24 protein-coding genes are annotated in these 24,714 nt (G+C 73.1%); 5 read left to right on the top strand and 19 right to left on the bottom strand.

Annotated elements, in window-relative coordinates; genetic code table 11:
* Positions 1-5: 5 nt before the first annotated feature.
* Genes L332_RS24810 through L332_RS24795 form a run of 4 tightly spaced genes read right to left on the bottom strand, consistent with a single transcriptional unit; the run spans position 6 to position 5,172 of the window.
* Positions 6-1,682, bottom strand: coding sequence for a carboxyl transferase domain-containing protein (locus tag L332_RS24810; RefSeq protein WP_021011010.1), 1,677 nt, complete (start codon positions 1,680-1,682; stop codon positions 6-8).
* Between the two features lie 36 nt (positions 1,683-1,718).
* Positions 1,719-3,029, bottom strand: a complete 1,311-nt coding sequence (locus L332_RS24805; protein ID WP_021011009.1) for a dihydrolipoamide acetyltransferase family protein — start codon at positions 3,027-3,029, stop codon at positions 1,719-1,721.
* On the bottom strand, positions 3,026-4,051 hold the full coding sequence (locus L332_RS24800; protein ID WP_021011008.1) for an alpha-ketoacid dehydrogenase subunit beta: 1,026 nt from the start codon (positions 4,049-4,051) through the stop codon (positions 3,026-3,028). The genes L332_RS24805 and L332_RS24800 overlap by 4 nt, the downstream gene beginning before the upstream one ends.
* The gene (locus tag L332_RS24795) at positions 4,048-5,172 is read right to left on the bottom strand and encodes a thiamine pyrophosphate-dependent enzyme (RefSeq protein WP_021011007.1); all 1,125 of its coding nucleotides are present in this window, start codon (positions 5,170-5,172) and stop codon (positions 4,048-4,050) included. The genes L332_RS24800 and L332_RS24795 overlap by 4 nt, the downstream gene beginning before the upstream one ends.
* A gap of 177 nt (positions 5,173-5,349) precedes the next feature.
* On the opposite strand from L332_RS24795, the gene L332_RS24790 reads away from it, so the two are divergent.
* Positions 5,350-5,823, top strand: a complete 474-nt coding sequence (locus L332_RS24790) for an Lrp/AsnC family transcriptional regulator (protein WP_021011006.1) — start codon at positions 5,350-5,352, stop codon at positions 5,821-5,823.
* 285 nt (positions 5,824-6,108) lie between these two features.
* Here the strand turns inward: L332_RS24790 and L332_RS0115450 are convergent, their stop codons facing one another.
* A complete protein-coding gene (locus tag L332_RS0115450) occupies positions 6,109-6,648 on the bottom strand; it encodes a cyclodeaminase/cyclohydrolase family protein (protein ID WP_021011005.1) in 540 nt (179 codons plus the stop codon).
* An 83-nt stretch (positions 6,649-6,731) separates the two neighbouring features.
* Between L332_RS0115450 and L332_RS24785 the strand changes: the two genes are divergently transcribed.
* Positions 6,732-7,610: a VOC family protein gene (locus tag L332_RS24785; protein ID WP_021011004.1), complete on the top strand. Its 879-nt coding sequence runs from the start codon at positions 6,732-6,734 to the stop codon at positions 7,608-7,610.
* A 76-nt stretch (positions 7,611-7,686) separates the two neighbouring features.
* Here L332_RS24785 and L332_RS24780 read toward each other — a convergent pair whose 3' ends face one another.
* The 3 genes from L332_RS24780 to L332_RS24770 all read right to left on the bottom strand — a co-directional run bounded on the left by L332_RS24780 (position 7,687) and on the right by L332_RS24770 (position 11,320).
* Positions 7,687-9,231 carry an APC family permease gene (locus tag L332_RS24780; protein ID WP_021011003.1) on the bottom strand — a complete coding sequence of 515 codons (1,545 nt, stop codon included), beginning with the start codon at positions 9,229-9,231 and terminating at the stop codon, positions 7,687-7,689.
* A 28-nt stretch (positions 9,232-9,259) separates the two neighbouring features.
* Positions 9,260-10,621: a flavin monoamine oxidase family protein gene (locus L332_RS24775; protein WP_021011002.1), complete on the bottom strand. Its 1,362-nt coding sequence runs from the start codon at positions 10,619-10,621 to the stop codon at positions 9,260-9,262.
* Positions 10,622-10,693: 72 nt separating this feature from the next.
* Complete coding sequence (locus L332_RS24770; RefSeq protein WP_021011001.1) at positions 10,694-11,320, bottom strand: TetR/AcrR family transcriptional regulator; 627 nt, start codon at positions 11,318-11,320, stop codon at positions 10,694-10,696.
* Between the two features lie 83 nt (positions 11,321-11,403).
* On the opposite strand from L332_RS24770, the gene L332_RS24765 reads away from it, so the two are divergent.
* The gene (locus L332_RS24765) at positions 11,404-12,429 is read left to right on the top strand and encodes an agmatine deiminase family protein (protein ID WP_021011000.1); all 1,026 of its coding nucleotides are present in this window, start codon (positions 11,404-11,406) and stop codon (positions 12,427-12,429) included.
* A complete protein-coding gene (locus L332_RS24760) occupies positions 12,426-14,378 on the top strand; it encodes an amidase (RefSeq protein ID WP_052588709.1) in 1,953 nt (650 codons plus the stop codon). Before L332_RS24765 ends, L332_RS24760 begins: the two co-directional genes overlap by 4 nt.
* Before the next feature lie 23 nt (positions 14,379-14,401).
* Here the strand turns inward: L332_RS24760 and rsfS are convergent, their stop codons facing one another.
* From rsfS to rplU, 10 genes are all read right to left on the bottom strand, one after another.
* Positions 14,402-14,785, bottom strand: coding sequence for a ribosome silencing factor (rsfS, locus tag L332_RS24755; protein ID WP_021010998.1), 384 nt, complete (start codon positions 14,783-14,785; stop codon positions 14,402-14,404).
* Positions 14,786-14,801: 16 nt separating this feature from the next.
* On the bottom strand, positions 14,802-16,004 hold the full coding sequence (locus L332_RS24750) for a hypothetical protein (RefSeq protein ID WP_021010997.1): 1,203 nt from the start codon (positions 16,002-16,004) through the stop codon (positions 14,802-14,804).
* Entirely contained in the window at positions 16,001-16,597 is a 597-nt protein-coding gene (nadD, locus tag L332_RS24745) for a nicotinate-nucleotide adenylyltransferase (protein WP_031223936.1), read from the bottom strand. Before nadD ends, L332_RS24750 begins: the two co-directional genes overlap by 4 nt.
* A 9-nt stretch (positions 16,598-16,606) precedes the next feature.
* Positions 16,607-16,801: a hypothetical protein gene (locus L332_RS24740; protein ID WP_021010995.1), complete on the bottom strand. Its 195-nt coding sequence runs from the start codon at positions 16,799-16,801 to the stop codon at positions 16,607-16,609.
* Between the two features lie 28 nt (positions 16,802-16,829).
* Positions 16,830-18,077 carry a glutamate-5-semialdehyde dehydrogenase gene (locus L332_RS24735; RefSeq protein WP_021010994.1) on the bottom strand — a complete coding sequence of 416 codons (1,248 nt, stop codon included), beginning with the start codon at positions 18,075-18,077 and terminating at the stop codon, positions 16,830-16,832.
* A 9-nt stretch (positions 18,078-18,086) separates the two neighbouring features.
* Complete coding sequence (locus L332_RS24730; protein WP_021010993.1) at positions 18,087-18,512, bottom strand: GNAT family acetyltransferase; 426 nt, start codon at positions 18,510-18,512, stop codon at positions 18,087-18,089.
* Positions 18,509-19,300 carry a glutamate 5-kinase gene (gene proB / locus L332_RS24725; protein WP_021010992.1) on the bottom strand — a complete coding sequence of 264 codons (792 nt, stop codon included), beginning with the start codon at positions 19,298-19,300 and terminating at the stop codon, positions 18,509-18,511. The genes L332_RS24730 and proB overlap by 4 nt, the downstream gene beginning before the upstream one ends.
* Entirely contained in the window at positions 19,297-20,829 is a 1,533-nt protein-coding gene (gene obgE / locus L332_RS24720; RefSeq protein ID WP_021010991.1) for a GTPase ObgE, read from the bottom strand. Before obgE ends, proB begins: the two co-directional genes overlap by 4 nt.
* A 68-nt stretch (positions 20,830-20,897) precedes the next feature.
* Complete coding sequence (rpmA, locus tag L332_RS24715; RefSeq protein WP_021010990.1) at positions 20,898-21,152, bottom strand: 50S ribosomal protein L27; 255 nt, start codon at positions 21,150-21,152, stop codon at positions 20,898-20,900.
* 13 nt (positions 21,153-21,165) lie between these two features.
* Positions 21,166-21,474, bottom strand: a complete 309-nt coding sequence (gene rplU, locus L332_RS24710) for a 50S ribosomal protein L21 (RefSeq protein ID WP_021010989.1) — start codon at positions 21,472-21,474, stop codon at positions 21,166-21,168.
* A 156-nt stretch (positions 21,475-21,630) separates the two neighbouring features.
* On the opposite strand from rplU, the gene L332_RS24705 reads away from it, so the two are divergent.
* Positions 21,631-21,912, top strand: coding sequence for a DUF4031 domain-containing protein (locus L332_RS24705; RefSeq protein ID WP_021065052.1), 282 nt, complete (start codon positions 21,631-21,633; stop codon positions 21,910-21,912).
* Between the two features lie 78 nt (positions 21,913-21,990).
* On the opposite strand, the gene L332_RS24700 is transcribed toward L332_RS24705, so the two are convergent.
* A complete protein-coding gene (locus L332_RS24700; RefSeq protein ID WP_021010987.1) occupies positions 21,991-24,492 on the bottom strand; it encodes an Rne/Rng family ribonuclease in 2,502 nt (833 codons plus the stop codon).
* Positions 24,493-24,714: the final 222 nt, after the last annotated feature.

Genomic DNA, 24,714 nt, shown 5'->3' with positions numbered 1-24,714 from the left:
CTGCATCACATCCGGAAGACGCCGAAGCGCGGCTCGGGCATCGGCACGGCGGTGACGACGTCGAGCGCCATCCCGAGGATGCGGCGGGTGTCGGCGGGGTCGATCACGCCGTCGTCCCACAGGCGCGCCGAGGAGTAGTAGGGGTTGCCCTGCCGCTCATACTGCTCGCGCACGGGGCGCTCGAACTCTGCCTGCGCATCGGCCGACCACTCCTCGCCCGCGGCCTCGAGCTGCTCGCGCTTGACGGTCGAGAGCACGGATGCGGCCTGCGGGCCGCCCATGACGCTCACGCGCGCGTTGGGCCACAGCCACAGGAAGCGCGGGTCGTAGGCGCGGCCGCACATCGAGTAGGTGCCGGCGCCGAAGGAGCCGCCGACGACGACGGTGAGCTTCGGCACGCGCGTCGTCGCGACCGCGGTGACCATCTTGGCGCCGTGCTTGGCGATGCCGCCGCGCTCGGCCTCCGAGCCGACCATGAAGCCGGTGATGTTCTGCAGGAACACGAGCGGCACGCCCCGCTGGTCGCACAGCTCGATGAAGTGCGCGCCCTTCATCGCCGACTCCGAGAAGAGCACGCCGTTGTTCGCGACGATGCCGACGGTGTGGCCGTGCAGCTCGGCGAAGCCGGTGACGAGCGTGTCGCCGTAGCCGGCCTTGAACTCGTGGAACTCGCTGCGGTCGACGATGCGGGCGATGACCTCGCGCACGTCGTACGGCGTCTGCAGGTCGGGCGGGATGACGTCGTAGAGGGTGGATGGGTCGACCGCGGGCGCGCTCTCGTCGTCGAGCGCGCTGAGGGGCGCGTAGGCGAACCAGCCGAACGACTGCCGCTTCGCGGGCACGGCGCCGCTCGTCGCGGCGCGGTCGCCCGGCGGGAGCGCCTGCACCATGTCGCGCACGATCTCGAGCGCGTGCTCGTCGTCGTCGGCGAGGTGGTCGACGACGCCCGAGACCTCGGCGTGCAGCTCGCCGCCGCCGAGCGACTCCGCGTCGACGACCTCGCCCGTCGCGGCCTTCACGAGCGGCGGTCCGCCGAGGAAGATCGTGCCCTGCTCGCGCACGATGACGGTCTCGTCGCTCATCGCCGGCACGTACGCGCCGCCCGCGGTCGACGAGCCCATGACGGCCGCGAGCTGCGGGATGGCCTGCGCCGAGAGCTGCGCCTGGTTGAAGAAGATGCGGCCGAAGTGCTCGCGGTCGGGGAACACCTCGTCCTGCATCGGCAGGAACGCGCCGCCGGAGTCGACGAGCGCGATGCACGGCAGCCGGTTCTCGCGCGCGATCTGCTGCGCGCGCAGGTGCTTCTTCACCGTGAGCGGGTAGTAGGTGCCGCCCTTCACGGTCGCGTCGTTCGCGATCACCATGACGTGCCGGCCGTGCACGAGTCCGATGCCCGCGACGATGCCGGCGCTCGGCGCATCCTGGCCGTCCTCCCCGTAGACCCCCCACGCCGCGAGCGGCGCGACCTCGAGGAAGGGGCTGCCGGGGTCGAGCAGCGCGTCGATGCGCTCGCGGGCGAGCAGCTTGCCGCGCGCGACGTGCCGCTCGCGCGACTTCTCGGGGCCGCCGAGCGCCACCTGGGCGAGCCGCTCGCGCAGCTGCGCGACGAGCGCCTCCATCGCCGCGCGGTTGGCGCGAGCCTGCTCGCCCGCGACGTCGACGCGGGTTTCGAGTTGGTGCATGGCCCTACCGTGCCATGCCGTGGCCGAGAGCCGGCATCAGCGCGCCAGCGCGAGCGCCGGCCGCTCGAGCACGGCCGCGATGTCGGCGAGAAAGCCCGCCGCCTCGCGCCCGTCGAGCACGCGGTGGTCGAACGAGACGGTCACGGTGCACACGTCGCGCAGCACGATCTCGCCCTCGTGCTCCCACGGCATCCGCCGCACGGCGCCGAGCGCGATGATCGCCGACTCCCCCGGGTTGAGGATCGGGATGCCGCCGTCGACGCCGAAGACGCCGACGTTCGAGATCGTGATGTTCGACGAGGTGAGCTCGGCCATCGTGAGCGAGCCCTCGCGGGCACGCGTCGCGCGGTCCTTGATCGCGGCCGTGAGCTCGAGCGCGTCCATCGACTCCGCCTCGTCGATCGACGCGACCACGAGGCCGCGGTCGGTCGAGACGGCGATGCCGAGGTTGATGTGCGCGAAGCGCTCGAGCTCCATCGTGTCGGCGTGGAAGGCGGCCGTGACGTCGGGCCAGCGCTTCGCGGCGAGCAGGATGGCCCGGCTCGCGAGCGCGAGGAACGACGCGTCGCCCGAGCGGGCGAGCGCGAGCGTCTCGGTGACGTCCACCTGGTGGAACGTCGCCGCGTGCGGCACCGTGAGCGCCGACTGCGTCATCGCGGCGGCGGTGTGCTTGCGCAGGCCCGTGACCTTCTCGCGCGTCGAGGCGGGCTGCGGCTGGGCCTGCGGGCCGGATGCGGTGCCGGCGGCCTCGAGGTCGGCGCGCGTCACGAGGCCGTCACGGCCCGACGGGCGCACCGACTGCAGGTCGATGCCGCGCTCCTTCGCGAGCTTCCGCACGGGCGGCATCGCGCGGTTGGGCCGGCCGCTCGGCCGCTCCTGCCGCGTGAACGGCTCGACGTCCCACGCGCGGCGCTTCCGGGTGGGCTTGCCGCCGTGCACCGTGATGTGGCCGACGAGCACCGAGACCTTCTCGGGCTTCTCCTCCGGCGCGGGGGCGTCGCGCACCTCGGCGACGGTGTCGGCCGGCGTCGCGACCGGGCCGCCCTCGGGCGAGGGCGCCGGCTCGTCCTCGGCTGACGCATCCGACCCCGACGGGGCCGGCGCTTCGTCGCCCGCGAGCTCGAAGTCGATGAGCGGCGCGCCGACGTCGACGGTCTCGCCCTCGGCGGCGTGCAGCTTGGCGATCGTGCCCTCGTAGGGGCTCGGCAGCTCGACGACGGCCTTGGCCGTCTCGATGTCGGCGAGCGGCTGGTTGAGCTCGACCGCGTCGCCCTCCTTGACGCGCCACGCGACGATCTCGCTGTCGGTGAGGCCCTCGCCGAGGTCGGGCAGCAGGAACGTCTTCATCGGGCGGCTCCCATGACGGATGCGTAGTCGAGCTCGGTGCGGGAGTTGCGGCGGCCGAGGGTGCGGTCGACGGCGTCGAGCAGCCGGTCGAGGCTCGGGAGGTAGTCGTGCTCGACGGCCGACGGCGGGTAGGGCGTGTCGTAGCCGGTCACGCGCTCGGGCGGCGCCTCGAGGCTCGAGAAGGCGCGCTCGACGACCGAGGTGATGAGCTCGGAGGAGACGGATGCCTCGGCGGGCGCCTCGTGCGTGACGACGAGCCGGCCCGTGCGCTGCACCGACTCGACGACGGTGTCGACGTCGAGCGGCGAGATCGAGCGGAGGTCGATGACCTCGACCTCGATGCCCTCGTCGGCGGCGGCGATCGCGGCGCGGAGCGCCGTCTCGACCGTCGGGCCGTAGGCGGCGATCGTCACGTCGCGGCCGCTCGCGACGACGTTGGCCGTCTCGAGGTCGCGGACGATGGAGCGATCGACCTCGCCCTTCGTGTAGTACTTGCCCTTCGGCTCGAAGAACAGCACGGGGTCGTCGCTCGCGATCGCGGCGCGGAGCGTCGAGTACGCCTCCTGCGGCGTCGACGCGGTCACGACGCGGAGCCCCGCGGTGTGCGCGAAGTACGACTCGGGGCTCTCGGAGTGGTGCTCGACCGAGCCGATCGCGCCGCCGTAGGGCACACGGATGGTGAGCGGCATCGAGACGCGGCCGCGCGAGCGGTAGCGGAGCTTCGCGACCTGCGCGACGATCTGGTCGAACGCGGGGTAGATGAAGCCGTCGAACTGGATCTCGGTCACGACGCGGAACCCGCGGTAGCTCATGCCGATCGCCGTGCCGATGATGGCCGACTCGGCGAGCGGCGAGTCGATGACGCGCTGCGCGCCGAAGCGCGCCTGCAGGCCGTCGGTGACGCGGAAGACGCCGCCGAGCTGGCCGATGTCCTCGCCCATGAGCAGCACCCGGTCGTCGCCCTCGAGGGCGTCGGCGAGGGCGGCGTTGACGGCCTTCGCGAGCGTGAGCGTTTCGGTCACTTGCTCTCCTCCGCGAGGCTCGCGACGAACGCGAGGTGCTCGGCGCGCTGGCGCTCGAGCCGGCGGCTCGGCTGCGCGTAGACGTTGTCGAAGATCTCCTCGGCGGCGGGCGGCTCGGCGTGCTCCGCGGCGGCGCGGAACTCCTTCGCGAGCCGGTCGGCGCGCACCTTCGCCTCGGCGCGCACGGGGTCCATGTCGACGCCCATGCGCTCGAGCGCGCGCTCGACGCGGTCGATCGGGTCCTTCGCGACCCACGCCTCGACCTCCGCCTCGTCGCGGTAGCGCTTCGGGTCGTCGGTCGTCGTGTGGGGGCCGCGGCGGTAGGTGACGGCCTCGATGAAGGTCGGGCCGCCGCCGGCACGGGCACGCTCGACGGCGATGCGGCCCGCGGCGAGCATCGCGAGCACGTCGTTGCCGTCGACGCGCATCGAGGGGATGCCGAAGCCGGTCGGGCGCAGCGCGAGCGGCAGGCCACCCGACTGCACGGCGACGGGCTCCGAGATCGCGTACTGGTTGTTCTGGCAGAGGAACACGACGGGCGCCTGGAACGCGGAGGCCCACACGAGCGCCTCGTTGACGTCGCCCTCGCTCGTGGCGCCGTCGCCGAACGCGGTGAGCGCGACCTCGTCCGACCCATCCATCTTCGCCGCCATCGCGTAGCCGACGCCGTGCAGGCTCTGCGCGCCGATGATGATCTGCGACGGGGCCATGTTGATCTCGTGCGGGTCCCAGCCGCCGTGCGCGTAGGCCTTCCAGATGCGCGCGAACTCGGCCATGTCGGCGCCGCGCAGCAGCGCGAAGCCGTGCTCGCGGTAGGAGCCGAAGACCCAGTCGCGCTGCTCGAGCGAGCGGGCGGCGCCGACCTGGGCGGCCTCCTGGCCGAGCAGCGGCGGCCACAGCACGAGGTGGCCCTGGCGGGTGAGGGCGAACGCCTCGGTGTCGAGGCGGCGCACGCGCACCATGTCGAGGTAGAGGTCGGCGAGCGCCGACTCGTCGATGTCGCCGAGGTGGGCGTCGAGCAGCGGGTCGTGCAGACGGGTGCCGTCGAGGTCGAGGACGCGCAGCGGGCAGTCGAGGCCGGCGGCGAGCGCGGGGTCGGGAGCGGGCACGGTGATCGACACGAGCGAACCTCCTTGTTCGTGAGCGCCTCGTGGGCGCCGGTCGGATCGGCCAGGCTGGTGCGCCTCGACGATCGTGGAGAGACCGTACCGCCGGAAGTCACTCCGCGCAATCCGCGACACGCGCGCTGCGCGGGCCGCGCATTCCGGGCGCGCTCGGGCTGCGCTAGATTGCGCAGCATGCGCATCGTCGATGACACCGACCGCCGGATCCTGCTCGAGCTCACGCGGCACCCGCGAATCACGAACGCGGCGATCGCCGAGCAGCTCGGCCTCGCGCGCAACACGGTGCAGAACCGGGTGGCGGCGCTCGAGGCGTCGGATGCGCTGCAGGGCTTCGACCGCAGGTTCCACGCGGCGGCGCTCGGCTACCCGCTCACGGTCTTCATGGCGACGCACGTCGACCAGCCGCGCATCGACGAGGTCGTCGAGCAGCTGCGGCGGATCCCCGAGGTCGTGCAGGCGTTCGGGCTCTCGGGCCAGGCGGATGTGCTCGTGCGCGCGGTGTGCCGCGACGCGGAGGACCTCTACCGCATCAACAAGCTCGTGCTCGCGTGCGACGGGGTCGAGCGCACCGAGACGTGGCTGTCGATGGGCGAGCTCATCCCCTTCCGGCTCGCGCCGGTGCTCGAGCGGGATCTGCAGGCGCGCTGAGGCTCGGCACGCTCGGACCTGCGGCCGCCCCCGCGGACCCCTCCTCGGCAACGGGACCTGAGATCTCGGGTCCGCGCGCCGAAGCGGGGTCCGCTGCGCGTTTCGCGGGCGACTCGACCCGTTCCCGCTGACTCGACCGGTTCCGACAACGACTCGACCCGCTCTCGCCGACTCGACCTGCTGCAACGGATCGGCTCGGCGAGAACGGGTCGCGTCGCCGCGGCAAGTCGCTTCGCGCGGGTCCGGGTCGCGTCGCCGCGGCACGTGGCTCAGCGGGCGGGCCGGCTACTCGGCGAGCTGCTGCTCCAGCTCAGCGAGGCGCTGCCGCAGCGCCGGTGCGTCGGCGGCGTCACGGTCCTCGAGCGACGCCACGTTGAGCTCGGCCGCCCGCAGCGCGACCGACGCCGCACCGCGCACGAGGTCGGCGCCGCCGAGCACGTCGCTCTCGAGCGCCGGCTTGACGATCGGCTCGGTCTCCCGCGCGAGTGCGAGCGCGTCGACGAGCGCGGCGGCGAGGTCGAGCGGCACCGCGGCGGCCCGGGCGAGGGCCCGCTCGGCGTCCGCATCGCCGTCCGCGTCGATCACCTCGGCGAACGCGTGGGAGTCCGCATCGGCCGCCGCCACCACGCGCTCGACGAGCGCCTCTCCCCTGGAGCGCGCCGCAGCGCATCCGTCGTCGTCGGTGATCGTGAGCGCCTTGAGCACGAGCGCGATGCCGAACGCGCCGGCGACCGCCGCCGCGACGCCGCTGCCCGGCGTCGGCTCGGCCGACGCGGTGCGCAGCAGCAGCTCGTCGGCACGGTCGGTCCACACGCTCTCGCCCATGGAGCGCGACCCTACCCGGCGGTGCCCGAGCGGCCGCCCGGAATGCCCGGCGGCGGGCGGCGTTGCCCCTGTCGGAGGAACTCATGAACACCATCGACCTGCTGCCTGACGCCACCGACATGGGCCCGGTGATGCTCAAGACCGCGAAGCTCGCACGGCTCGTGCACTGGTACACCGCGGGCGTCGGCCTCGAGCACATCGCCGAGCGGCCCGGCGTCGTCGAGCTCGGCGTCGGCGGCCGCACGATCCTCGTGCTCGAGGAGGCGCCCGACCTCCGCGGCCCGAACCCCGCCGACGCGGGCCTGTTCCACACCGCGATCCTCTACCCCACCCACGCGGCCCTCGCGGCGGCCGTCGTGCGCATGACGCAGATCCCCGGCATTCAGTTCGCCGGCACGGGCGACCACCACGTGTCGGAGGCCTTCTACTTCGCCGACCCCGACGGCAACGGCGTCGAGCTCTACGTCGACCGGCCGCGCGACCAGTGGCGCTGGTCGAACGGCCAGGTCTACATGACGACCGAGTTCATCGACCCCAACCGCTTCGTGAACGAGCACCTCGACCGCGGCTCGTTCGGGCAGTCGCCGACCGCGCCGGTCGGCGCCAAGGTCGGCCACGTGCACCTGCAGGTCGGCGACGTCGCGACCGCGCGCGACTTCTACGTCGACGCGCTCGGCTTCGCCGAGACGACGTCGCTCGGCAGCACCGCGCTGTTCGTGAGCGCGGGCGGCTACCACCACCACATGGCGATGAACGTCTGGAACTCGCGCGGCGCCGGCCGCCGCGCCGAAACGCTCGGGCTCGGGCGGGTCGAGATCCAGGTGCCGGACGCGGATGCGCTCGGCGCGGCGCGCGAGCGGCTCACGTCGGCGGGCGTCGCGGTCGCCGATGACGGCCGGAGCCTCCGCTTCGAGGACCCGTGGGCGAACGTCATCACGCTCACGCCCGCGCTCGCCGGCTAGGCAGGCAGACAGACGGATGCGTCCGGCTCGGTCCGCGCGGACCGGCCGGACGCATCCGTCGTCGTGGGTGCCGCCGCTACTTGATGAAGAGCGCCTTCGTGTCGAGGTCGCCCTTGTTGAAGCCCATCGGCAGCACCTCGCCGCGGAAGAACGCCGGGCGCAGCTTGCGCATGATGAGCATGAGCACGACGCCCAGCAGCAGCATGCCGACGCCGAGGATGCCGACCAGGCCGACGCCGCCGATCTCGGAGCCCGAGCCGTAGGCCGGGTCGAGGCTGTCGACGAGGGTCTGCACGAAGAGCACCACGAGCATGACGCCGCCGACGAGCGGGCACAGCAGCTGCACGAGGAACGCCTTGACCGACGAGGTCGCGGTCTTCCGGAAGTACCAGACCGCGCTGAGCGCGGTGAGCCCGTAGTAGAAGCAGACCATCATGCCGAGTGCCGTGATGGTGTCCCACAGCACGTTCTCGCTCACGAAGCGCATGACGGCGTAGAAGCCGCTCGCGACGAGCGCCGCGACGACGGCCGCGAAGCCCGGCGTGCGGTAGCGCGGGTGCACGGTCGCGAAGCGCGCCGGCACGGCGCCGTAGTGCCCCATCGCGAGGAGCGTGCGCGCTGGCGAGAGCGCGGTCGACTGCAGCGACGCCGCCGACGACGACAGCACGGCGAGCGAGATGAGCCACCCGAGCGGTCCCATGATCGGGTCGGAGAGGAAGAACAGCACGTTGTCCTGGATGTCGGGGTTGCCGAGCCCCAGGCCGGTCTCGCCGTTGCCCGCGAAGGCGAGCAGCGCGATCGCGAGCAGCAGGTAGAGGCCGAGCACGACGACGATGGTGAGGGCGGCGGCGCGACCGGGCGTGCGCGCCGGGTCCTTCGCCTCCTCGTTCATCGTCAGCACGACGTCCCAGCCCCAGAAGATGAAGATCGAGAGCGAGAGGCCGGCGATGACAGCGCTCACCGAGGGCGCCTGGAGCACGTTGAACCACGACGGGTCGATGGGCGTGTGGTCGATCGCCTCGCCCGACGACGCGCGCACGAGCGCGGTGATGCCGAAGACGAGCAGCACGAGCACCTGGAACGCGACGAGCCCGAGCTGCACGCGCTGCGTCGTCTCGATGTCGCGGTAGGAGATGAACGTCGCCGCGGCCATGAAGGCGAGGCACGTGATGACGTTGATGAACGGGTTCGCCGCGAGCTCGGCGATCGACTCGTTGCCCGTGATCTGCGCGATGAGCAGGTAGAGGAAGTCGACCGCGATGCCCGCGAGGTTCGAGAGCACGAGCACCGTCGCGATCACGAGGCCCCAGCCAGCCATCCAGCCGACGTAGGGGCCGAAGGCCCGCGTCGCCCACGTGAACGACGTGCCGGCGTCGGGCATCGCGCGGTTGAGCTCGCGGTAGCCGAACGCGACGAGCAGCATCGGCACGAAGCCGAGCAGGATGATCGCCGGCACCTGCACCCCGACGGCGCTCACCGTCGGACCGATCGCCGCCGTGAAGGTGTAGGCGGGCGCGATCGTCGAGACGCCGATCACGACCGCGCCGAGCACCCCGACGGTGCCGGGCGCGAGCCCCTTGTTCGAGACCGCTTCGTCGGTCGCTCGTGTTGCAGTCACCATCGACTCCTCTTGTGTGGTCCTCGCTCGGTCAGTCGCCGAGCGCGTGGATGATCTCGTCGGCCGCGGCCCAGCCGCGGCGGATCGCGCCGTCGACGTGCTGGTAGCCCTCGGCGGCGATGTCGCTGCACGCCCAGTGCAGCGGGCCGAGCGGCTCGCGCTGCATCGCGCCGTAGCGCGAGAGGCCGCCGATGTCGAAGCTCGCGGCGTAGGCGCCGCGCGTCCACTCCTCCGCACCCCAGTCGGAGAGGTAGAAGACCTCGGGCTCGAGTGCCCGCGGGCCGAAGCAGGCGGCGAGCTGCTCGAGGATCGCGGCGCGCTGCGCGTCCGGGCCGAGCTTGAACGACGCATCCGCCTGCAGGTCGGAGACGAACGCGACGAGCGTGCCCTTGTCGTCCTCGTGGTTCGTGTTGTCGTAGACCTCGTGCACGGGGCTGTGCGGGGCGAAGACCGTGCCGGAGAGGCCGTCCTCGCGCCAGAACGGCGAGTCGTAGACGGCGTGCACCTTGATGACGAGCCCGAGCGAGACGTGCTGGTGCATCTGCTGGTGCAGGCGCGGCAGCGGCGGCTGGAAGTCGATGCGGGCGTAGAGGTTGGGCGGCACCGCGACGACCGCGCGCTTCGCGCGGACGACCACGTCGCCGTCGGCGTGCGCGACGACGCCCTCGGCCGCGTGCTCGAGCCGGCGCACGGGCGCGTTCAGCACGACCGCGTCGCCGAGCTGCTCGGCGAGCCGCAGCGAGACCTGCTGCATGCCGCCGACGACGCGGCGGTCGAGGATGAAGTCCTCGTCGACGAGGTTGGCGAAGCCGCCGGCCGACGCGGCCATGAGCAGCGCCTGCAGCAGGCTGAACGAGTGGGCGGGCTTCGTGAGCATCGCCTCGGCGACGTAGATCGAGACGATCTCGCACGCGGATTCGTCGTCGGACTGGGTGCGGAGCCAGTGGTGCCAGGAGATGGCGTCGAACTCGGCGGCGCGGGGGTGCGCCCAGGGCGCGGTCGCGCCGACCTCGGGCGCGAGCTCGTCGAGGATGCCGATGAGGCGCTCGATCTCGGCCTCGGTCTCGGCGCCCGCGGGGAAGATCTCGCCCGTGTACCGGTGGCGCTGCCCCTCGCGGTCGACGTAGATGCTCTCGCCCTCGCGGTAGCGCGCGAAGGTCTCGAGCCCGAGCCGATCGAGGGTCTCGAGCAGCGCCTCCTGGTCGGGCGACACCCACTGGCCGCCGATCTCGAGCATGGCGCCGTCGATCTCCCGCGTCCAGGTGCGGCCGCCGACGCGGTCGCGCGCCTCGAGCACGGTGACCGTCAGCCCCGCTTCGACCAGGCGCGTCGCAGCGCTGAGGCCCGCGGCCCCGGCACCGATCACGAGCACGTCGCTAGCGCGTTCCAGCATGGTGTGGATCCCTCCGTCGCCGGCGCTGCTCCGCGCCGCGGGGGCGAGTGTCGCACACTATTGGTCAGTTGATCAATAGGCGGTTCGCGCGAGCGCCGAGGTGGGGATGCCGAGCAGCCCGGCGACCGTGCGCGTGACGTAGCGCACCGTCTCCTCCTCGTGCCCCGCCCACACGGTGGCCTGCGCGCTCAAGCCGTCGGTCGCGCCGATGACGAAGCGCGCGAGCGCGAGCGGGTCGGGCGCGCGGAAGGCGCCCGAGGCATCCCCCCGCTCGAAGACCGCGGCGACGAAGTCCTCCCACGCCCGCGCCTGGTCGACGAGCGTCGCGGCGAGCTCCTCGTTGCGCCGCGAGAGGCTCCAGCCGTCGAGCCAGACGAGCGCGACGTCGCGCCGGTAGTCGCGGATGAGCCCGTGGAGCAGCGCGATCACTCGCTCGACGTCGTCGCCCTCGACGGCCTCGACCGCCGACCGGACGCTCTCGAGCTCCTCCTGCACGATGTCGCGGAAGACCTCGGCCACGAGGAGCTCCATGCGATCGGCGTAGTGCGTGACGAGGCCGGGCGCGACGCCCGCTCGCTCGGCGACCGCGCGCTGCGTGACGGCGCTCAAGCCAGATTCGAGCGCGATCGAGCGCGCCGCGCCGTGCACGTCGGCGCGCCGCTCCTCGGGACTCTTCCGCACTCGCTTCGCTGGGGTCATTGCTTCCTCGCCGCGACCACAGTAACTTGTCGACCCAGGCTATTGATCAACCGATCAATACCGATCGCGATGGAGGGAGAGGGATGACCTGGCGCATGCCCGTCGAGTCGGCTCCGCACGAGCGGCTGTGGATGGCGTTCCCGCACGGCCCGAACGCGGGCGATTCGCCCGCGGAGGCCGCGGCCGCGCACGAGGCCTGGGCCGCGGTCGCGAACGCCGCGAGCGAGCTCGAGCCCGTGACGATGGTCGTCGATCCCGAGGAGCGTGGTGCCGCGCGACGACTGCTCTCGAGCGCCGTGACGCTCGTCGAGGCGCCGCTCGACGACGCGTGGATGCGCGACATCGGGCCGACGTTCGTGCTCGACGAGCGCGGGAGGCTCGGCGCCGTCGACTGGGTCTTCAACGGCTGGGGCGCGCAGGACTGGGCGAGCTGGGAGCACGACTCTCGCATCGGCGCGATCGTCGCCGAGCTCGCGGGCGCCGAGCGCATCCCCTCCCCGCTCGTCAACGAGGGCGGCGCGATCCACGTCGACGGCCGCGGCACCGTGCTGCTCACCGAGACGGTGCAGCGCGACCCCGGCCGGAACCTCGGCATCTCGCGCGCCGACGTCGAGGCTGAGCTCGAGCGCACGATCGGCGCGACGCATCCCATCTGGCTCCCCCGCGGCCTCACGCGCGACTACGAGCGCTTCGGCACGCGCGGCCACGTCGACATCGTCGCGTCGCTCGTCGGCGACGGCCGGGTGCTCGTGCACGACCAGCGCTCCCCCGAGCATCCTGACCACACCGTCTCGCGCGACACCGCGCGCCTGCTCGCCGAGGCGGTCGACGCGAGCGGTGCTCGGCTCGAGGTCGTGCCGCTGCCGGCCCCCGCGACGCTCCGCGATGACGAGGGCTGGGTCGACTGGTCGTACGTCAACCACGTGGTCGTCAACGACGGCGTCATCGTGTGCGGCTTCGACGACCCCGTCGCCGACGAGGCCGCGCGCGAGGTGCTCGAGGCGGTCTACCCGGGCCGGAGCGCCGTGACGGTCGACGCCCGCGAGCTCTTCGCGCGCGGCGGCGGCATCCACTGCATCACACAGCAGCAGCCGAGGAGCGGCTCGTGAGCGAGGAGCGTCCGGAGGGAGGAGTGCGGCTCGTCGAGGCGAGCGTGCGGTCGCTCCGGGCCGCACTCGACGCGGGGCGCACGACCGCGACCGAGCTCGCGGCGCTCACGCTCGCGCGGATCGCCGCGTTCGACGTCGCGGGGCCGCGACTGAACGCCGTGCCCGTGCTCGCGCCGGACCTCTTCGAGGCGGCCGCGGCCGCCGATGAGCGGGTCCGCGCCGGCCGCGCCGCGGGGCCGCTCGACGGCATCCCCTTCACCGCCAAGGAGAGCTACTCGGCGCGCGGCATGACGGTCTCGGCCGGCAGCCCCGCCTTCGAGCACCTCGTGGCCGGCGAGGACGCGTTCGCGATCGAGCGGATGCGCGACGCTGGCGCCGTGCTCATCGGCCTCACGACGATGCCCCCGATGGCGAACGGCGGCATGCAGCGCGGCCTCCGCGGCCGCGCCGAGAGCCCCTACAGCGCCGAGTGGCTGACGAGTGCGTTCGGCTCCGGCTCCTCGAACGGGTCGGGCAGCGCGACGGGCGCCTCGATCGGCGTCATCGGGCTCGGCGAGGAGACGTGGTCGTCAGGCCGGGCGCCCGCGAGCTGCAACGCGCTGTGCGCCTACACCCCCTCGCGCGGCCTCATCTCGATGCGCGGCAACTGGGCGCTCGTGCCGACGATGGACGTCGTCGTGCCGCACACCCGCTCGATGGCCGACCTGCTCGCGGCGCTCGACGTGCTCGTGGTGCCGGATGAGCGCACCGACGGCGACTTCTGGCGGCAGCAGCCGTGGCTCGACGTGCCGGCCGTCGCCGACGTGCGGCCGGCCTCCTTCGCCGCGCTCGAGCCCGCGTCGCTCGCCGGCCTCACGATCGCGGTGCCGCGCATGCACATCGGCGCCGACCCCGACCTCCGCGACCCCATCCCGACGCGCGAGAGCGTGCTCGAGCTGTGGCGGGCGATGGCCGACGACCTCCGCACCGCCGGCGCGACCGTCGTCGAGACCGACCTGCCGCTCGTGTCGAACTACGAGGGCGACCGCGACGGCGCCCCGCACATCCTCGACCGCGGCATCGTGCCGCCCCGCTTCATCGAGAGCGAGCTGCGCGAGCTCGCGGTGTGGGCGTGGGAGGGGTTCCTGCAGCGCAACGGTGATCCCGCCCTCCTGCACCTCCGCGACGTCGACGGCGAGCGCATCTTCCCGCATCCGCCCGGTGCGCTCCCCGACCGCTTCGAGCGCAGCTCGCCCGCGTTCGAGCCTGCGGCGAGCGTCGACCTCGCGGAGCTCCCGTCGCTGCCCGTGCCCGAGCTCGAGGACATCCCCGAGATGGCGGCCGGCATCGCCGGGCTCGAGGAGACGCGCCGCGTCGACTGGGACGAGTGGCTCGACGCGCACGGCATCGACATCGTCGTGATGCCGACGCTCGCCGACGTCGCACCGGCCGACGCAGACAGGAACCCGGCCTCTTCCGACCTCGCGTGGCGGAACGGCACGTGGGTCGCGAACGGCAACCTCGTCTGGCGGCACTTCGGCATCCCGACCGTCACGGTACCCATGGGCACGATGCACGACATCGGGATGCCCGTCGGGCTCACGATCGCCGGTCGCCCCTACGACGACGAGCGGCTGCTGCGCATCGGGCTCGCGATCGAGGCGCAGCGGCAGCGGCGCACGGTGCCGCCGCGCACGCCGGAGCTCCCGGCGACGCGCTGGACCGCGCTCCCCGAGTCGGCCGCCAGCGCTGATGACGCAGCGAGCGTCGAGCTGCGCGCGGAGCGCGACGGCGATGCGCTCGTCGTCACCGGTCGCGCGACCGGCGACGCGATCGCCCTCTGGATCGACGGCGCCCAGCTGGAGCCGACGCTCGAGGGCGAGCGCTTCACCGCCCGCGGGCCCGGCAGCATGGTCGTCGCGCTCGTGCGCACTCGCGGCGGCGACGCGGGAGCGTTCGCGCGGGCCTGAGGCTGCGGCGCGGTGCCGTCCGGCTACTCGCCCGCGGGCGCCGCCTGCTCGGGCAGCTGCAGGTCGACGACCGGCGCATCGCGCCAGAGCCGCTCGAGCTGGTAGTAGGTGCGCTCCTCCTCGTGGAAGACGTGCACGACGATGTCGGAGAAGTCGAGCAGCACCCAGCGCCCGTCCGCCCGGCCCTCGCGCCGGATGGGCTTCGCGCCGTCGACGATGAGCGCGTCCTCGATCTCGCGCGCGATCGCGCTCACCTGCCGCTCGTTGCGGCCCGTCGCGATGAGGAAGACGTCGGTGAGCGGCAGCTGCCCCGAGACGTCGAGCGCCACCTGGTCGACGGCGAGCGCCTTGTCGGCGGCGCGCGCCGCGGCTCGGGCGAGTTCGATCGCCCGCTGATCGGCACTCATCGTGCACTCCTGATGTTCAGAGGATCCCCTGCGAGAGGGCCCAGAAGATGACGCCGACGACGCCCGCGACGAACACGCCCGCGCCCGCGCCGATGGCGACCGGGACGACGTTCGTGCGCTGCTTCTGCGGCGCGATCTGCACGCGGGCGTTCGCGTACGACGAGACGGCCTTCGAGGCGCGCACGGGCGCGGTCTCGGGGCTCGTCACCTCGCCCTCGGCGACCTCGGCGTCGACGTCGCTGCCGTCGATCGAGGCGCTGCCGCGGCCCGACGAGGCGAAGCCCTCGGGCACGTCGATCGAGCCGGTGACGAGCAGTCCGTCCTCGCCCTCGAGCTGGAAGTCGGGGCTGTCGGTGCCGGCCGGCAGCACGAGCGCGTTCGCCGTGAACGACGACGTCGACGAGCCGCTGCCGCTCGTCGCGACGCCCTGGTCGCGGAGGTCGGCGATGTGGTGCTCGGAGGTGTCGGAGACGACGTTGACGATGACGGGCAGGCGCTGCGACTGGCCGCGGCTCGGCCCCGTCGGGGTCGGCTCCTCCTCGGCCTCGGCGGCCCGCTTGTCCTCGAGCTGCGCGGGCGTCGACTCGGCGACGCGGTGCGCTGAGACGCGCGGCTGCTCGACGACGACCTCGTCGATCTCGAGGCTGTCGAGCTCGTGGTCGTCGACGGTGTCGAGGCCCTGCACGTCGTCGACCTGCACGCTCGAGCGGCGCGCCGACGAGGGCGCGGGCACGGATGCGGTGGGCTGCTGGGCGGGCGGGGCCGGCTCGACCTCGGCCTCGATGACCTCGGAGCGCTCAGCCTCGACGGCGTCGACGCGATCCATCGCGACGGTCTCGGGCAGGTCGATCGGCGCCTGGGGCGCCTCGGCGGCCTTCTTGCGACCGAAGAAGCGGCCGAGCGGCTTCGAGGGCTGCGGCGCGGGCTCGGGCGCGAGCTCCGGCTGCGGCGCGAGCTCGGTCGCATCGTCGGCGGCGGGCTCGGGCGCGTCGACCGCGAGCTGCGCTTCGAGCGGCTCGATGGGCTGGGTCTCGGCCGGCGCCGCGGGGACGCTCGGGGTGGAGTGGCGGCCGAGCCGCTCGGGCTCGTCGCTCAGCTGCTCGCGCTCGGCTGCATCGGGGACCGGCGGGACGCCGCCGGTGCGGGCCAGCTCTGCAGCGCGCTCGAGCTCGCGAAGCTGACGCCGGGTGAGCGGGCGCCCCTCGTTCGCATCGGTCATGCTGTCAGTCTCCGGTACAGGTCGTGCTTGCTGATGTATTGAACCACCCCGTCGGGCACGAGGTACCAGACGGGATAGCCGGCGCGAACGCGCGCTCGGCAATCGGTCGAGGATATCGCAAGGGCGGGGATCTCCAGCTCCGAGACACGCTCCCTCGGATAGTCCTGCACCGAGAGGTGGTGGCCCGGGCGGGTGACCGCGACGAAGTGCGCGAGCTCCCAGAGCTCGTCGGCGTCCTTCCACTCCACGATCGAGGTGAACGCATCCGCCCCGGTGATGAAGAAGAGCTCGGCGTCGGGGTGCGCCGCCCGCACGTCGCGGAGGGTGTCGATCGTGTAGGTCGGCCCGCCGCGGTCGATGTCGATGCGGCTGACGCGGAAGCGCGGGTTCGACGCCGTCGCGATGACCGTCATGAGGTAGCGGTCCTCGCTCGGCGAGACGTTGCGCTTCTGGTACGGCTCGCCCGTCGGCACGAACACGACCTCGTCGAGCGCGAAGTGGTGCGCGACCTCGCTCGCGGCGACGAGGTGGCCGTTGTGGACGGGATCGAACGTGCCGCCCATGATGCCGAGGCGTCGGCGGCGCTCAGCCACGGAGGCGGATCAGGCGTTGCCGTGCACGTCGTGCCGCTCGGAGCGGTGCGCGACGTCGCGGAACGATCGCAGCACGACCGCCGAGATGATGAAGACGGCGGCGGTGATGCCCGCGGCGATGTAGGGGCCGAAGCCCGCAGCGGCGTCGCCCTCGGCCTCGAGCGAGGCCTCGAGCAGGGCCGAGGTCAGCGTGATCAGCGTCATGGGTGCAAGCCTATCGCGGTCGGATCGGTCAGGCCCGCACCTGGCCGGTGCCCCGCACGATCCACTTCGTGCTCGTGAGCTCGGGCAGCCCCATCGGGCCGCGCGCGTGCGCCTTCTGGGTCGAGATGCCCACCTCGGCGCCGAAGCCGAACTCGCCGCCGTCGGTGAACCGGGTGGATGCGTTGTGCATGACGACGGCGGAGTCGACCTCCGCGAGGAACCGCGCCGCCGCATCCTCGTCGTCGGTGATGATCGTGTCGGTGTGGTGGGTGCCGAAGGCGTTGACGTGCTCGATCGCGGCGTCGAGGTCGTCGACGACGCCGATCGCGACGTCCATCGAGAGGTGCTCGGTCGCCCAGCCGCCGTCGCCGAGCGGCGCGGCCGCGTCGACGCCGGGCAGCGCGCCGTCGGCGTGGATCGTGACGCCCGCCTGCTGCAGCGCGACCGCGATGGTCGGCACGGCGGTCTCGGCGATGTCGCGGTGCACGAGCAACGTCTCGAGCGCGTTGCAGACGCTCGTGCGCTGCGTCTTGGCGTTGAGCACGATGTCGAGCGCCATTGGGAGGTCGGCGGCGCGGTCGACGAACGCGTGCACGACGCCCGCGCCGGTCTCGATGACGGGCACGGTCGACTCGGTCACGACGCGGTCGATGAGCGCGGCGCTCCCCCGCGGCACGAGCAGGTCGATGAGGCCGCGGGCGCGCATGAGCCGGCCGGCGCCGTCGCGGCCGAAGCGGTCGATCGTCTGCACGACCTCGCGCGGCAGGCCCTCGCCCTCCACCGCATCCTGGATCGCCTCGACGAGCGCGGCGTTCGTGCGCTCGGCGGCCGAGCCGCCGCGCAGCACGACCGCGTTGCCGGAGCCGAGCCCGATGCACGCGAGGTCGACCGTGACGTTGGGGCGCGCCTCGTAGATGACGCCGACGACGCCGAACGGCACGCGCACCTCGGTGAGCTCGAGCCCGTTCGGCAGCGTGCGCTCGCGCAGCACCTCGCCGATGGGGTCGGGCAGCTCGGCGAGCGCGCGGGCGGCCGCGGCGAGGCCCGCGATGCGGCGCTCGTCGAGCAGCAGCCGGTCGAGCATGCCCTCGGCGAGGCCGCTCTCGCGCCCGCGCTCGAGGTCCTCGGCGTTCGCGGCGAGGATGCGGTCGGTCGCGCGCTCGATCGCGGTCGCGATCGCGCGGATCGCCTCGTGCCGCTGGCCCGCCGGCGCGACGCCGAGGGCGCGGGAGGCCCGCTTCGAGTCGGTCAGCAGCGCGTCGAGGTCATCGGCCATGCCTCGATCCTAGGAGCCGCCGGATGCCTCGAGGCGGCGCCCGTGCACCACGACGGGCTGCTCGTCGTAGCCGAGCGCGCGGTAGAACGCCGCGACCGCGTCGTTCTCGCCCCGCACCATGAGCTGCAGCTTCACGCCGCCGCGCGCGACGATCCAGGCCTCGGCCGCGCGCACGAGCGCCGCGCCGAGCCCGCGGCGCTGCTGGTCGGGCGCGACGGCGAGGTAGTAGAGCCAGCCGCGGTGGCCGTCGTGGCCGACCATCGCGGTCGCGACGAGCGCGTCGCCGTCGCGGATGCCGAGCACGGCGGATGCGCTGTCGGAGATCGCGCGGTCGAAGTCGGCGCGCGGCGGGTTCCACGGGCGCGTGAGCGCGGTGGCCTCCCAGAGCGCGATCGCCGCTGGAGCGTCGGCCGGGCCGAGCTCGACGACGCTCATCCGGCGACGGGCGCGCGGACCGCGGGATTCGGCTCGAACTCGGTGCCGAGCCGCTCGCCCGAGAGCAGCCGGTCGAGCAGCGGCGTCGCGGTGACGGTGACCGTGACGCCCGCGTCGGCCGCGAGCCGGGCCGCGTCGACCTTCGTCATCGCGCCGCCCGAGCCGATGTGCGAGCCGGAGGCGCCGAGGCGCACGCCCTCGAGCGGGTCGCCGAAGGGCACGCGCTCGATCGGCTCGGAGCCGGGCTCGTCCGGCGGCGCGGTGCGGAGCGCCTCGATGTCCGAGAGCAGGATGAGCCGGTCGGCGCCCACGAGCCGCGCGACGAGCGCCGCGAGCCGGTCGTTGTCGCCGAAGCGGATCTCATGGGTCGCGACCGTGTCGTTCTCGTTGACGATCGGCAGCATCCGCAGCTCGAGCAGCCGCTCGAGCGCGTTCCTCGCGTTGATGCGGTGCGAGCCGAGCTCCATGTCGGAGGCGGTCAAGAGGATCTGCGCCGCGACGACCTCGTGCCGCGAGAGGCTCCGCTGGTAGCGGTTCATGAGCACGTTCTGCCCGACCGCGGCCGCGGCCTGCTGCATCGGCAGGTCGACGGGCCGCGACTCGAGGCCGAGGTACGGCATGCCGGTCGAGATCGCGCCGGAGGACACGAGGATGACCTCGGCTGAGCGGTGCAGCCGGGCGAGGGCGTCGACGAGCGGCTCGATCTGGCCGCGCCGCTCGCCCGAGATCGACGAGGAGCCGACCTTGACGACGACTCGCTCGCCGGCGGTGAGGTCGAGCCGCGTCATCCCTCGTCTTCCCAGCGCTGCACCTCGAAGCCCTCGTCGTCGGTCCACAGGCCCGCCTCGCGCTCGGTGCCGAGCTCGTCGCGCGCGGCCTGCTTCGCGTCCATGCGGCGGTGGTACTCGTCGCGCCGCTCCGCGGTCGTGCGGCGGTCGTTCCGGTCGAGCCGCGGGTCGGTGCCGCGGTTGCCGACGAGCTCGGCGGCCGAGACGATCGTCGGCTCCCAGTCGAAGACGATGCCCGCGCCGGGCCCGATGACGACGGTCGCGCCCGGGACGGCGCCGGCCTTGAGCAGCGCCTCCTCCGTGCCGAGCTTCGCGAGCCGGTCGGCGAGGTAGCCGACCGCCTCGTCGTTCTGGAAGTCGGTCTGCTGCACCCAGCGCTCGGGCTTCGCACCGAGGATGCGGTACACCGGTCCGGCGTGCGAGCCCTCGACCTTGATGGTGAAGCCGGCGTCGTCGATCGCGCGCGGCCGCAGCACGATGCGCTCGGGCACCGGCTCGGCGGCCTTCGCCGCGCGGTCGGCCTCGACGATCTCGGCGAGCGCGAACGAGAGCTCGCGCAGGCCCTTGTGCGCGACGGTCGAGATCTCGAAGACCCGGAAGCCCATCGCCTCGATGTCCTCGCGCACGAACGCGGCGAGCTCGGCGGCCTCGGGCACGTCGATCTTGTTGAGCGCGACGAGCTGCTGGCGCTCGAGCAGCGGCGTCTGGCCCTCGGGCACCGGGTAGGCGGCGAGCTCCGCGAGGATGACCTGCAGGTCGCTCACCGGGTCGCGGCCCGGCTCGAGCGTCGCGCAGTCGATGACATGCAGGAGCGCCGAGCAGCGCTCGACGTGGCGGAGGAACTCGAGCCCGAGGCCCTTGCCCTCGCTCGCGCCCTCGATGAGGCCCGGCACGTCGGCGATCGTGTAGCGCGTCTGGCCGGACTCGACGACGCCGAGGTTCGGGTGCAGCGTCGTGAACGGGTAGTCGGCGATCTTCGGCCGCGCGGCCGACATCGCGGCGACGAGGCTCGACTTGCCGGCGCTCGGGAAGCCCACGAGCGCGACGTCGGCGACGGTCTTGAGCTCGAGCGTGACGTCGCCCTCGAAGCCCGGCGTGCCGAGGAGCGCGAAGCCGGGCGCGCGGCGCTTCTGGTTGGAGAGCGCGGCGTTGCCGAGCCCGCCCTGGCCGCCCTCGGCGACGACGACCCGCATGCCCGCTTGCGAGAGGTCCGCGAGCTGCTCGCCCGACGCATCCGACACCACCGTGCCGACCGGCACGGGCAGCACGAGGTCGGCGCCCGTCGTGCCGGAGCGGTGGTCGCCCATGCCCGGCTGCCCGTTCTCGCTCGCGCGGTGCGGGTTGCGGTGGTAGCCGAGCAGCGTCGTCACCTGGTTGTCGGCGACGAGCACGATGTCGCCGCCGTCGCCGCCGTTGCCGCCGTCGGGGCCGGCGAGCGGCTTGAACTTCTCGCGCTTGACGGAGACGCAGCCGTGGCCGCCGTTCCCTGCGCGCAGGTGCAGCGTCACCTGGTCGACGAATGTCGCCACGGAGGCCTCCTCTCGATGCGAGAACGGGGCGAGCCGAAGCCCGCCCCGTTCATCGGGTGTGTCTGGTGTCAGCCCGCGGCGACGATGTTGACGACCTTGCGGCCGCCCTTCGTACCGAACTCGACCGCGCCCGCCTCGAGGGCGAACAGCGTGTCGTCGCCGCCACGGCCGACGCCGGCGCCGGGGTGGAAGTGGGTGCCGCGCTGGCGGACGATGATCTCGCCGGCCTTGACGACCTGGCCGCCGAAGCGCTTCACGCCGAGGCGCTGCGCGTTCGAGTCACGGCCGTTGCGGGTGGACGATGCGCCCTTCTTGTGTGCCATGTCTGCGGCTCCCTTACTTGATGCCGGTGACCTTGAGGCGCGTGAGCTCCGAGCGGTGGCCCATGCGGCGCTTGTAGCCGGTCTTGTTGCGGTAGTGCTGGATGCGGATCTTCGGGCCGCGCAGGTCGGTGACGACCTCGGCCGTCACCTTGACCTTGGCGAGCGCGTCGGCGTCGGTCGTGACCTTGTCGCCGTCGACGAGCAGCACGGGGGCCAGCTCGACGTTGCCGTTGTCGTCACCGGCGATGCGGTCGACGACGAGCACGGTGCCGACCTCGACCTTCTCCTGCCGGCCGCCGGCGCGCACGATTGCGTACACCACGTTGGATCCTCACTGTTGGAACGACTCCCGGCGGGGCCGGGACGAAGCTTGTAGCGCGCGCAAGGAATTGCGACGAGCGCCAGCGAACAACGATACACGCCGCGAGCCATGCCGGTCAACAGCGCCGCCCCGCGTGCCGCCGCTACCGTGGGGCGCATGGCGATCCTGGTGGACGAGCCGCTCTGGCCCAATCACGGCACGATGTGGGCGCACCTCGTGAGCGACTCGTCGCTCGACGAGCTGCACGGGTTCGCGCGCGCGGCGGGCATCCCTCGGCGCGGGTTCGACCACGACCACTACGACGTGCCCGCCGAGCGGATCGCCGAGCTCGTGGCGATGGGCGCCGAGCAGGTGGCGCCGAAGGTGCTCGTGAAGCGCCTCATCGCGAGCGGGCTGCGCGTGAAGGAGCGCGACCGGCGGCCTCCGCTCGTCGAGTAGGCGCGCAGCGCCGCATCGAGACGGATCTCGATGCGGCGCTGCGCGCCTCTTCGATCGACGCAGGGGCGGCCTGCTCGATCAGCGGTCGTCGTCGGGCTTCGCCGTGATGACGCCCGAGGAGGCGCGGCGCGAGCGGCGCGCGGCCTTGCCGGTGCCGGGCGCGGGCGCCGCGAGTGCGTCGAGCGCCCCGCCGAGCAGCCCGTCGAGGTCGCGCTCCGTCGCCTTCTCGGCCACGGGCTCCTGCTTCGCCTCGACGGGGATGTCGAGGATCGTCACGACCGGCTCGGCGGCGACGGCCTCGACCGCGGCCTTCGAGGGCTGCACCTTGCCGGAGGGGCGCTCGCGCCGGCCCTGCTCGCCCTTGGGCTGCTCGACGACAGGCTGCTCGACGACCGGCTGCTCGACGACCGGCTGCTCGGCGTCGACCGGCTTGCCCTTCGCGGCGGCCGCGATCTGCGACAGCCCCTTGCGCATGTCGTCGGTGATCGCGTGCGTGCCGCCGCCGTTGCCGCCGCCCTGCTGCTGCTGGTGCTGCTCGGGCTGCTGCTCGCCCTGCTTGCCGCGGCCGCGTCGGCGACCGCCGCCCTGGCCGCCGTTCTCCTGCTGCTGGCGCTGCGGCTTCGAGACGGGCTCGTGGTGCACGATGACGCCGCGGCCGGCGCAGATCTCGCACGGCTCCGAGTAGGTCTCGAGCAGGCCGAGGCCGAGCTTCTTGCGCGTCATCTGCACGAGGCCGAGGCTCGTGACCTCCGCCACCTGGTGCTTCGTGCGGTCGCGGCTCAAGCACTCGATGAGGCGCCGCTGCACGAGGTCGCGGTTCGACTCGAGCACCATGTCGATGAAGTCGATCACGATGATGCCGCCGATGTCGCGCAGCCGCAGCTGGCGCACGATCTCCTCGGCCGCCTCGAGGTTGTTCTTGGTGACCGTCTCCTCGAGGTTGCCGCCCGCGCCGACGAAGCGGCCGGTGTTGACGTCGACGACGGTCATCGCCTCGGTGCGGTCGATGACGAGCGAGCCGCCGGAGGGCAGCCACACCTTGCGGTCGAGCGCCTTGTCGATCTGCTCCGCGATGCGGAAGTGGTCGAAGGGGTCGTCGGTGCCGTCGTAGGCCTCGACCCGGTCGAGCAGGTCGGGCGCGATGGCCTCGAGGTACTCCCGGATCGTGGTGAGCGCCTCCGAGCCCTGGATGATGAGCTTCGAGAAGTCCTCGTTGAAGACGTCGCGGACGATCTTCACGAGCAGGTCGGGCTCGGCGTGCAGTCGCTGCGGCGCGGAGCCGTTCCGGAGCTGCTGGATGCGCTCCCACTGGCGTGTGAGGCGCTCGACGTCGCGCGTGAGCTGCTCCTCGGTCGCGCCCTCGGCGGCGGTGCGCACGATGACGCCGACGCCCTCGGGCAGCACCTGCTTGAGGATCTTCTTGAGGCGCGCGCGCTCCGTGTCGGGCAGCTTGCGCGAGATGCCGTTCATCGAGCCGCCGGGCACCGACACGAGGTAGCGGCCGGGCAGCGAGATCTGGCTCGTGAGCCGGGCGCCCTTGTGGCCGACCGGATCCTTCGTGACCTGCACGAGCACGGTGTCGCCGGGCTTGAGCGCGAGCTCGATCTTGCGCGGCTGGCCCTCGAGCTCGGCGGCGTCCCAGTCGACCTCGCCCGAGTAGAGCACGGCGTTGCGGCCGCGGCCGATGTCGACGAAGGCGGCCTCCATGCTCGGCAGCACGTTCTGCACGCGGCCGAGGTAGACGTTGCCGATGAGGCTCGACTCGCTCGCCTTCGCGACGTAGTGCTCGACGAGCACGCCGTCCTCGAGCACCGCGAGCTGCACGCGGTCGTGCTTCGAGCGCACGATCATCTGCCGCTCGACGGCCTCGCGGCGAGCGAGGAACTCGGTCTCGGTCACGACCGTGCGGCGACGACCGGCGTCGCGGCCCTCGCGCCGGCGCTGGCGCTTCGCCTCGAGCCGGGTCGAGCCGCGCACCTTCTGCGGCTCGGTGATGAGCGGCTTCTCGTCCTCGCTGCGGCGCGAGCGCGACCGCGAGCGCGAGCGGCGCGAGCGCCGGCCGTCCTGCTGGTCGTCGCCCTCGTCGTCCTCGTCGTCGAGCTCCGCGCGCAGCGGCGGCAGCGTCGGGAGCCGCTCGAGGTCGGGGGCGTGGAAGAGCAGGCCGAAGGGCCCGGCGGGCAGCTCGGGCAGCGTGCGTGCGGCGGCGATGGGGTCGTCCTCGCTCGGCGCGACCTGGGTCGCCTCCTCCGAGCCGGATGCGTCCGCAGGCTTCCCGGGGTCGGCGAGGCCGGGCTCGTGGCCGGGCTCCTGCTCCCCCGACTCGGTGAGCGAGTCTGGGGCCGGCGCCTCGGGCTGCTGCGCGGGCTCGGCGACCGCCGTCTGCTCGGGCGACGCGACCGCCTGCTCGGGCGACGCATCCGCCGTGTCCGTCGACGCATCCGCCGTCTCCGGGGACGCGGCCGCCTTGCGGCGCGTCGTGGCGCGCTTGCGGGGCGCCTTCTGCGCCTCGGGCTCGCTCGTCTCTGCTGCCCCCGTCGCCGTCGTCGGCTCTTCGGGGAGGGTCGTGTCGTTGTCCACCATCGCTGGCGCGCTCCTGCCACGACCGGCGCCGCCGGTCGTCATCTCTGTCGCGAACGGGGCGCGCCCCGGCGCGAATCCTTCCTTCCGCCCCCTCGCGGGGACGACCCGGGTCGGCGGTGCCGCCCGGAAAACCTGTGCGAGCGCCCGTCGGACGCTGCGGGAAGTCTAGCGCACGTGCTCCGCCAGGCCGCTGCCGACCGACGTGCCTCAGCTTCTTTGAGC

Origin of the sequence: Agrococcus pavilionensis RW1 (assembly GCF_000400485.1) — a bacterium.
GTDB lineage: Bacteria > Actinomycetota > Actinomycetes > Actinomycetales > Microbacteriaceae > Agrococcus > Agrococcus pavilionensis.
The sequence above is the reverse complement of the archived record's forward strand: the minus strand, read 5'-3'. Positions and strand labels throughout refer to the sequence as shown.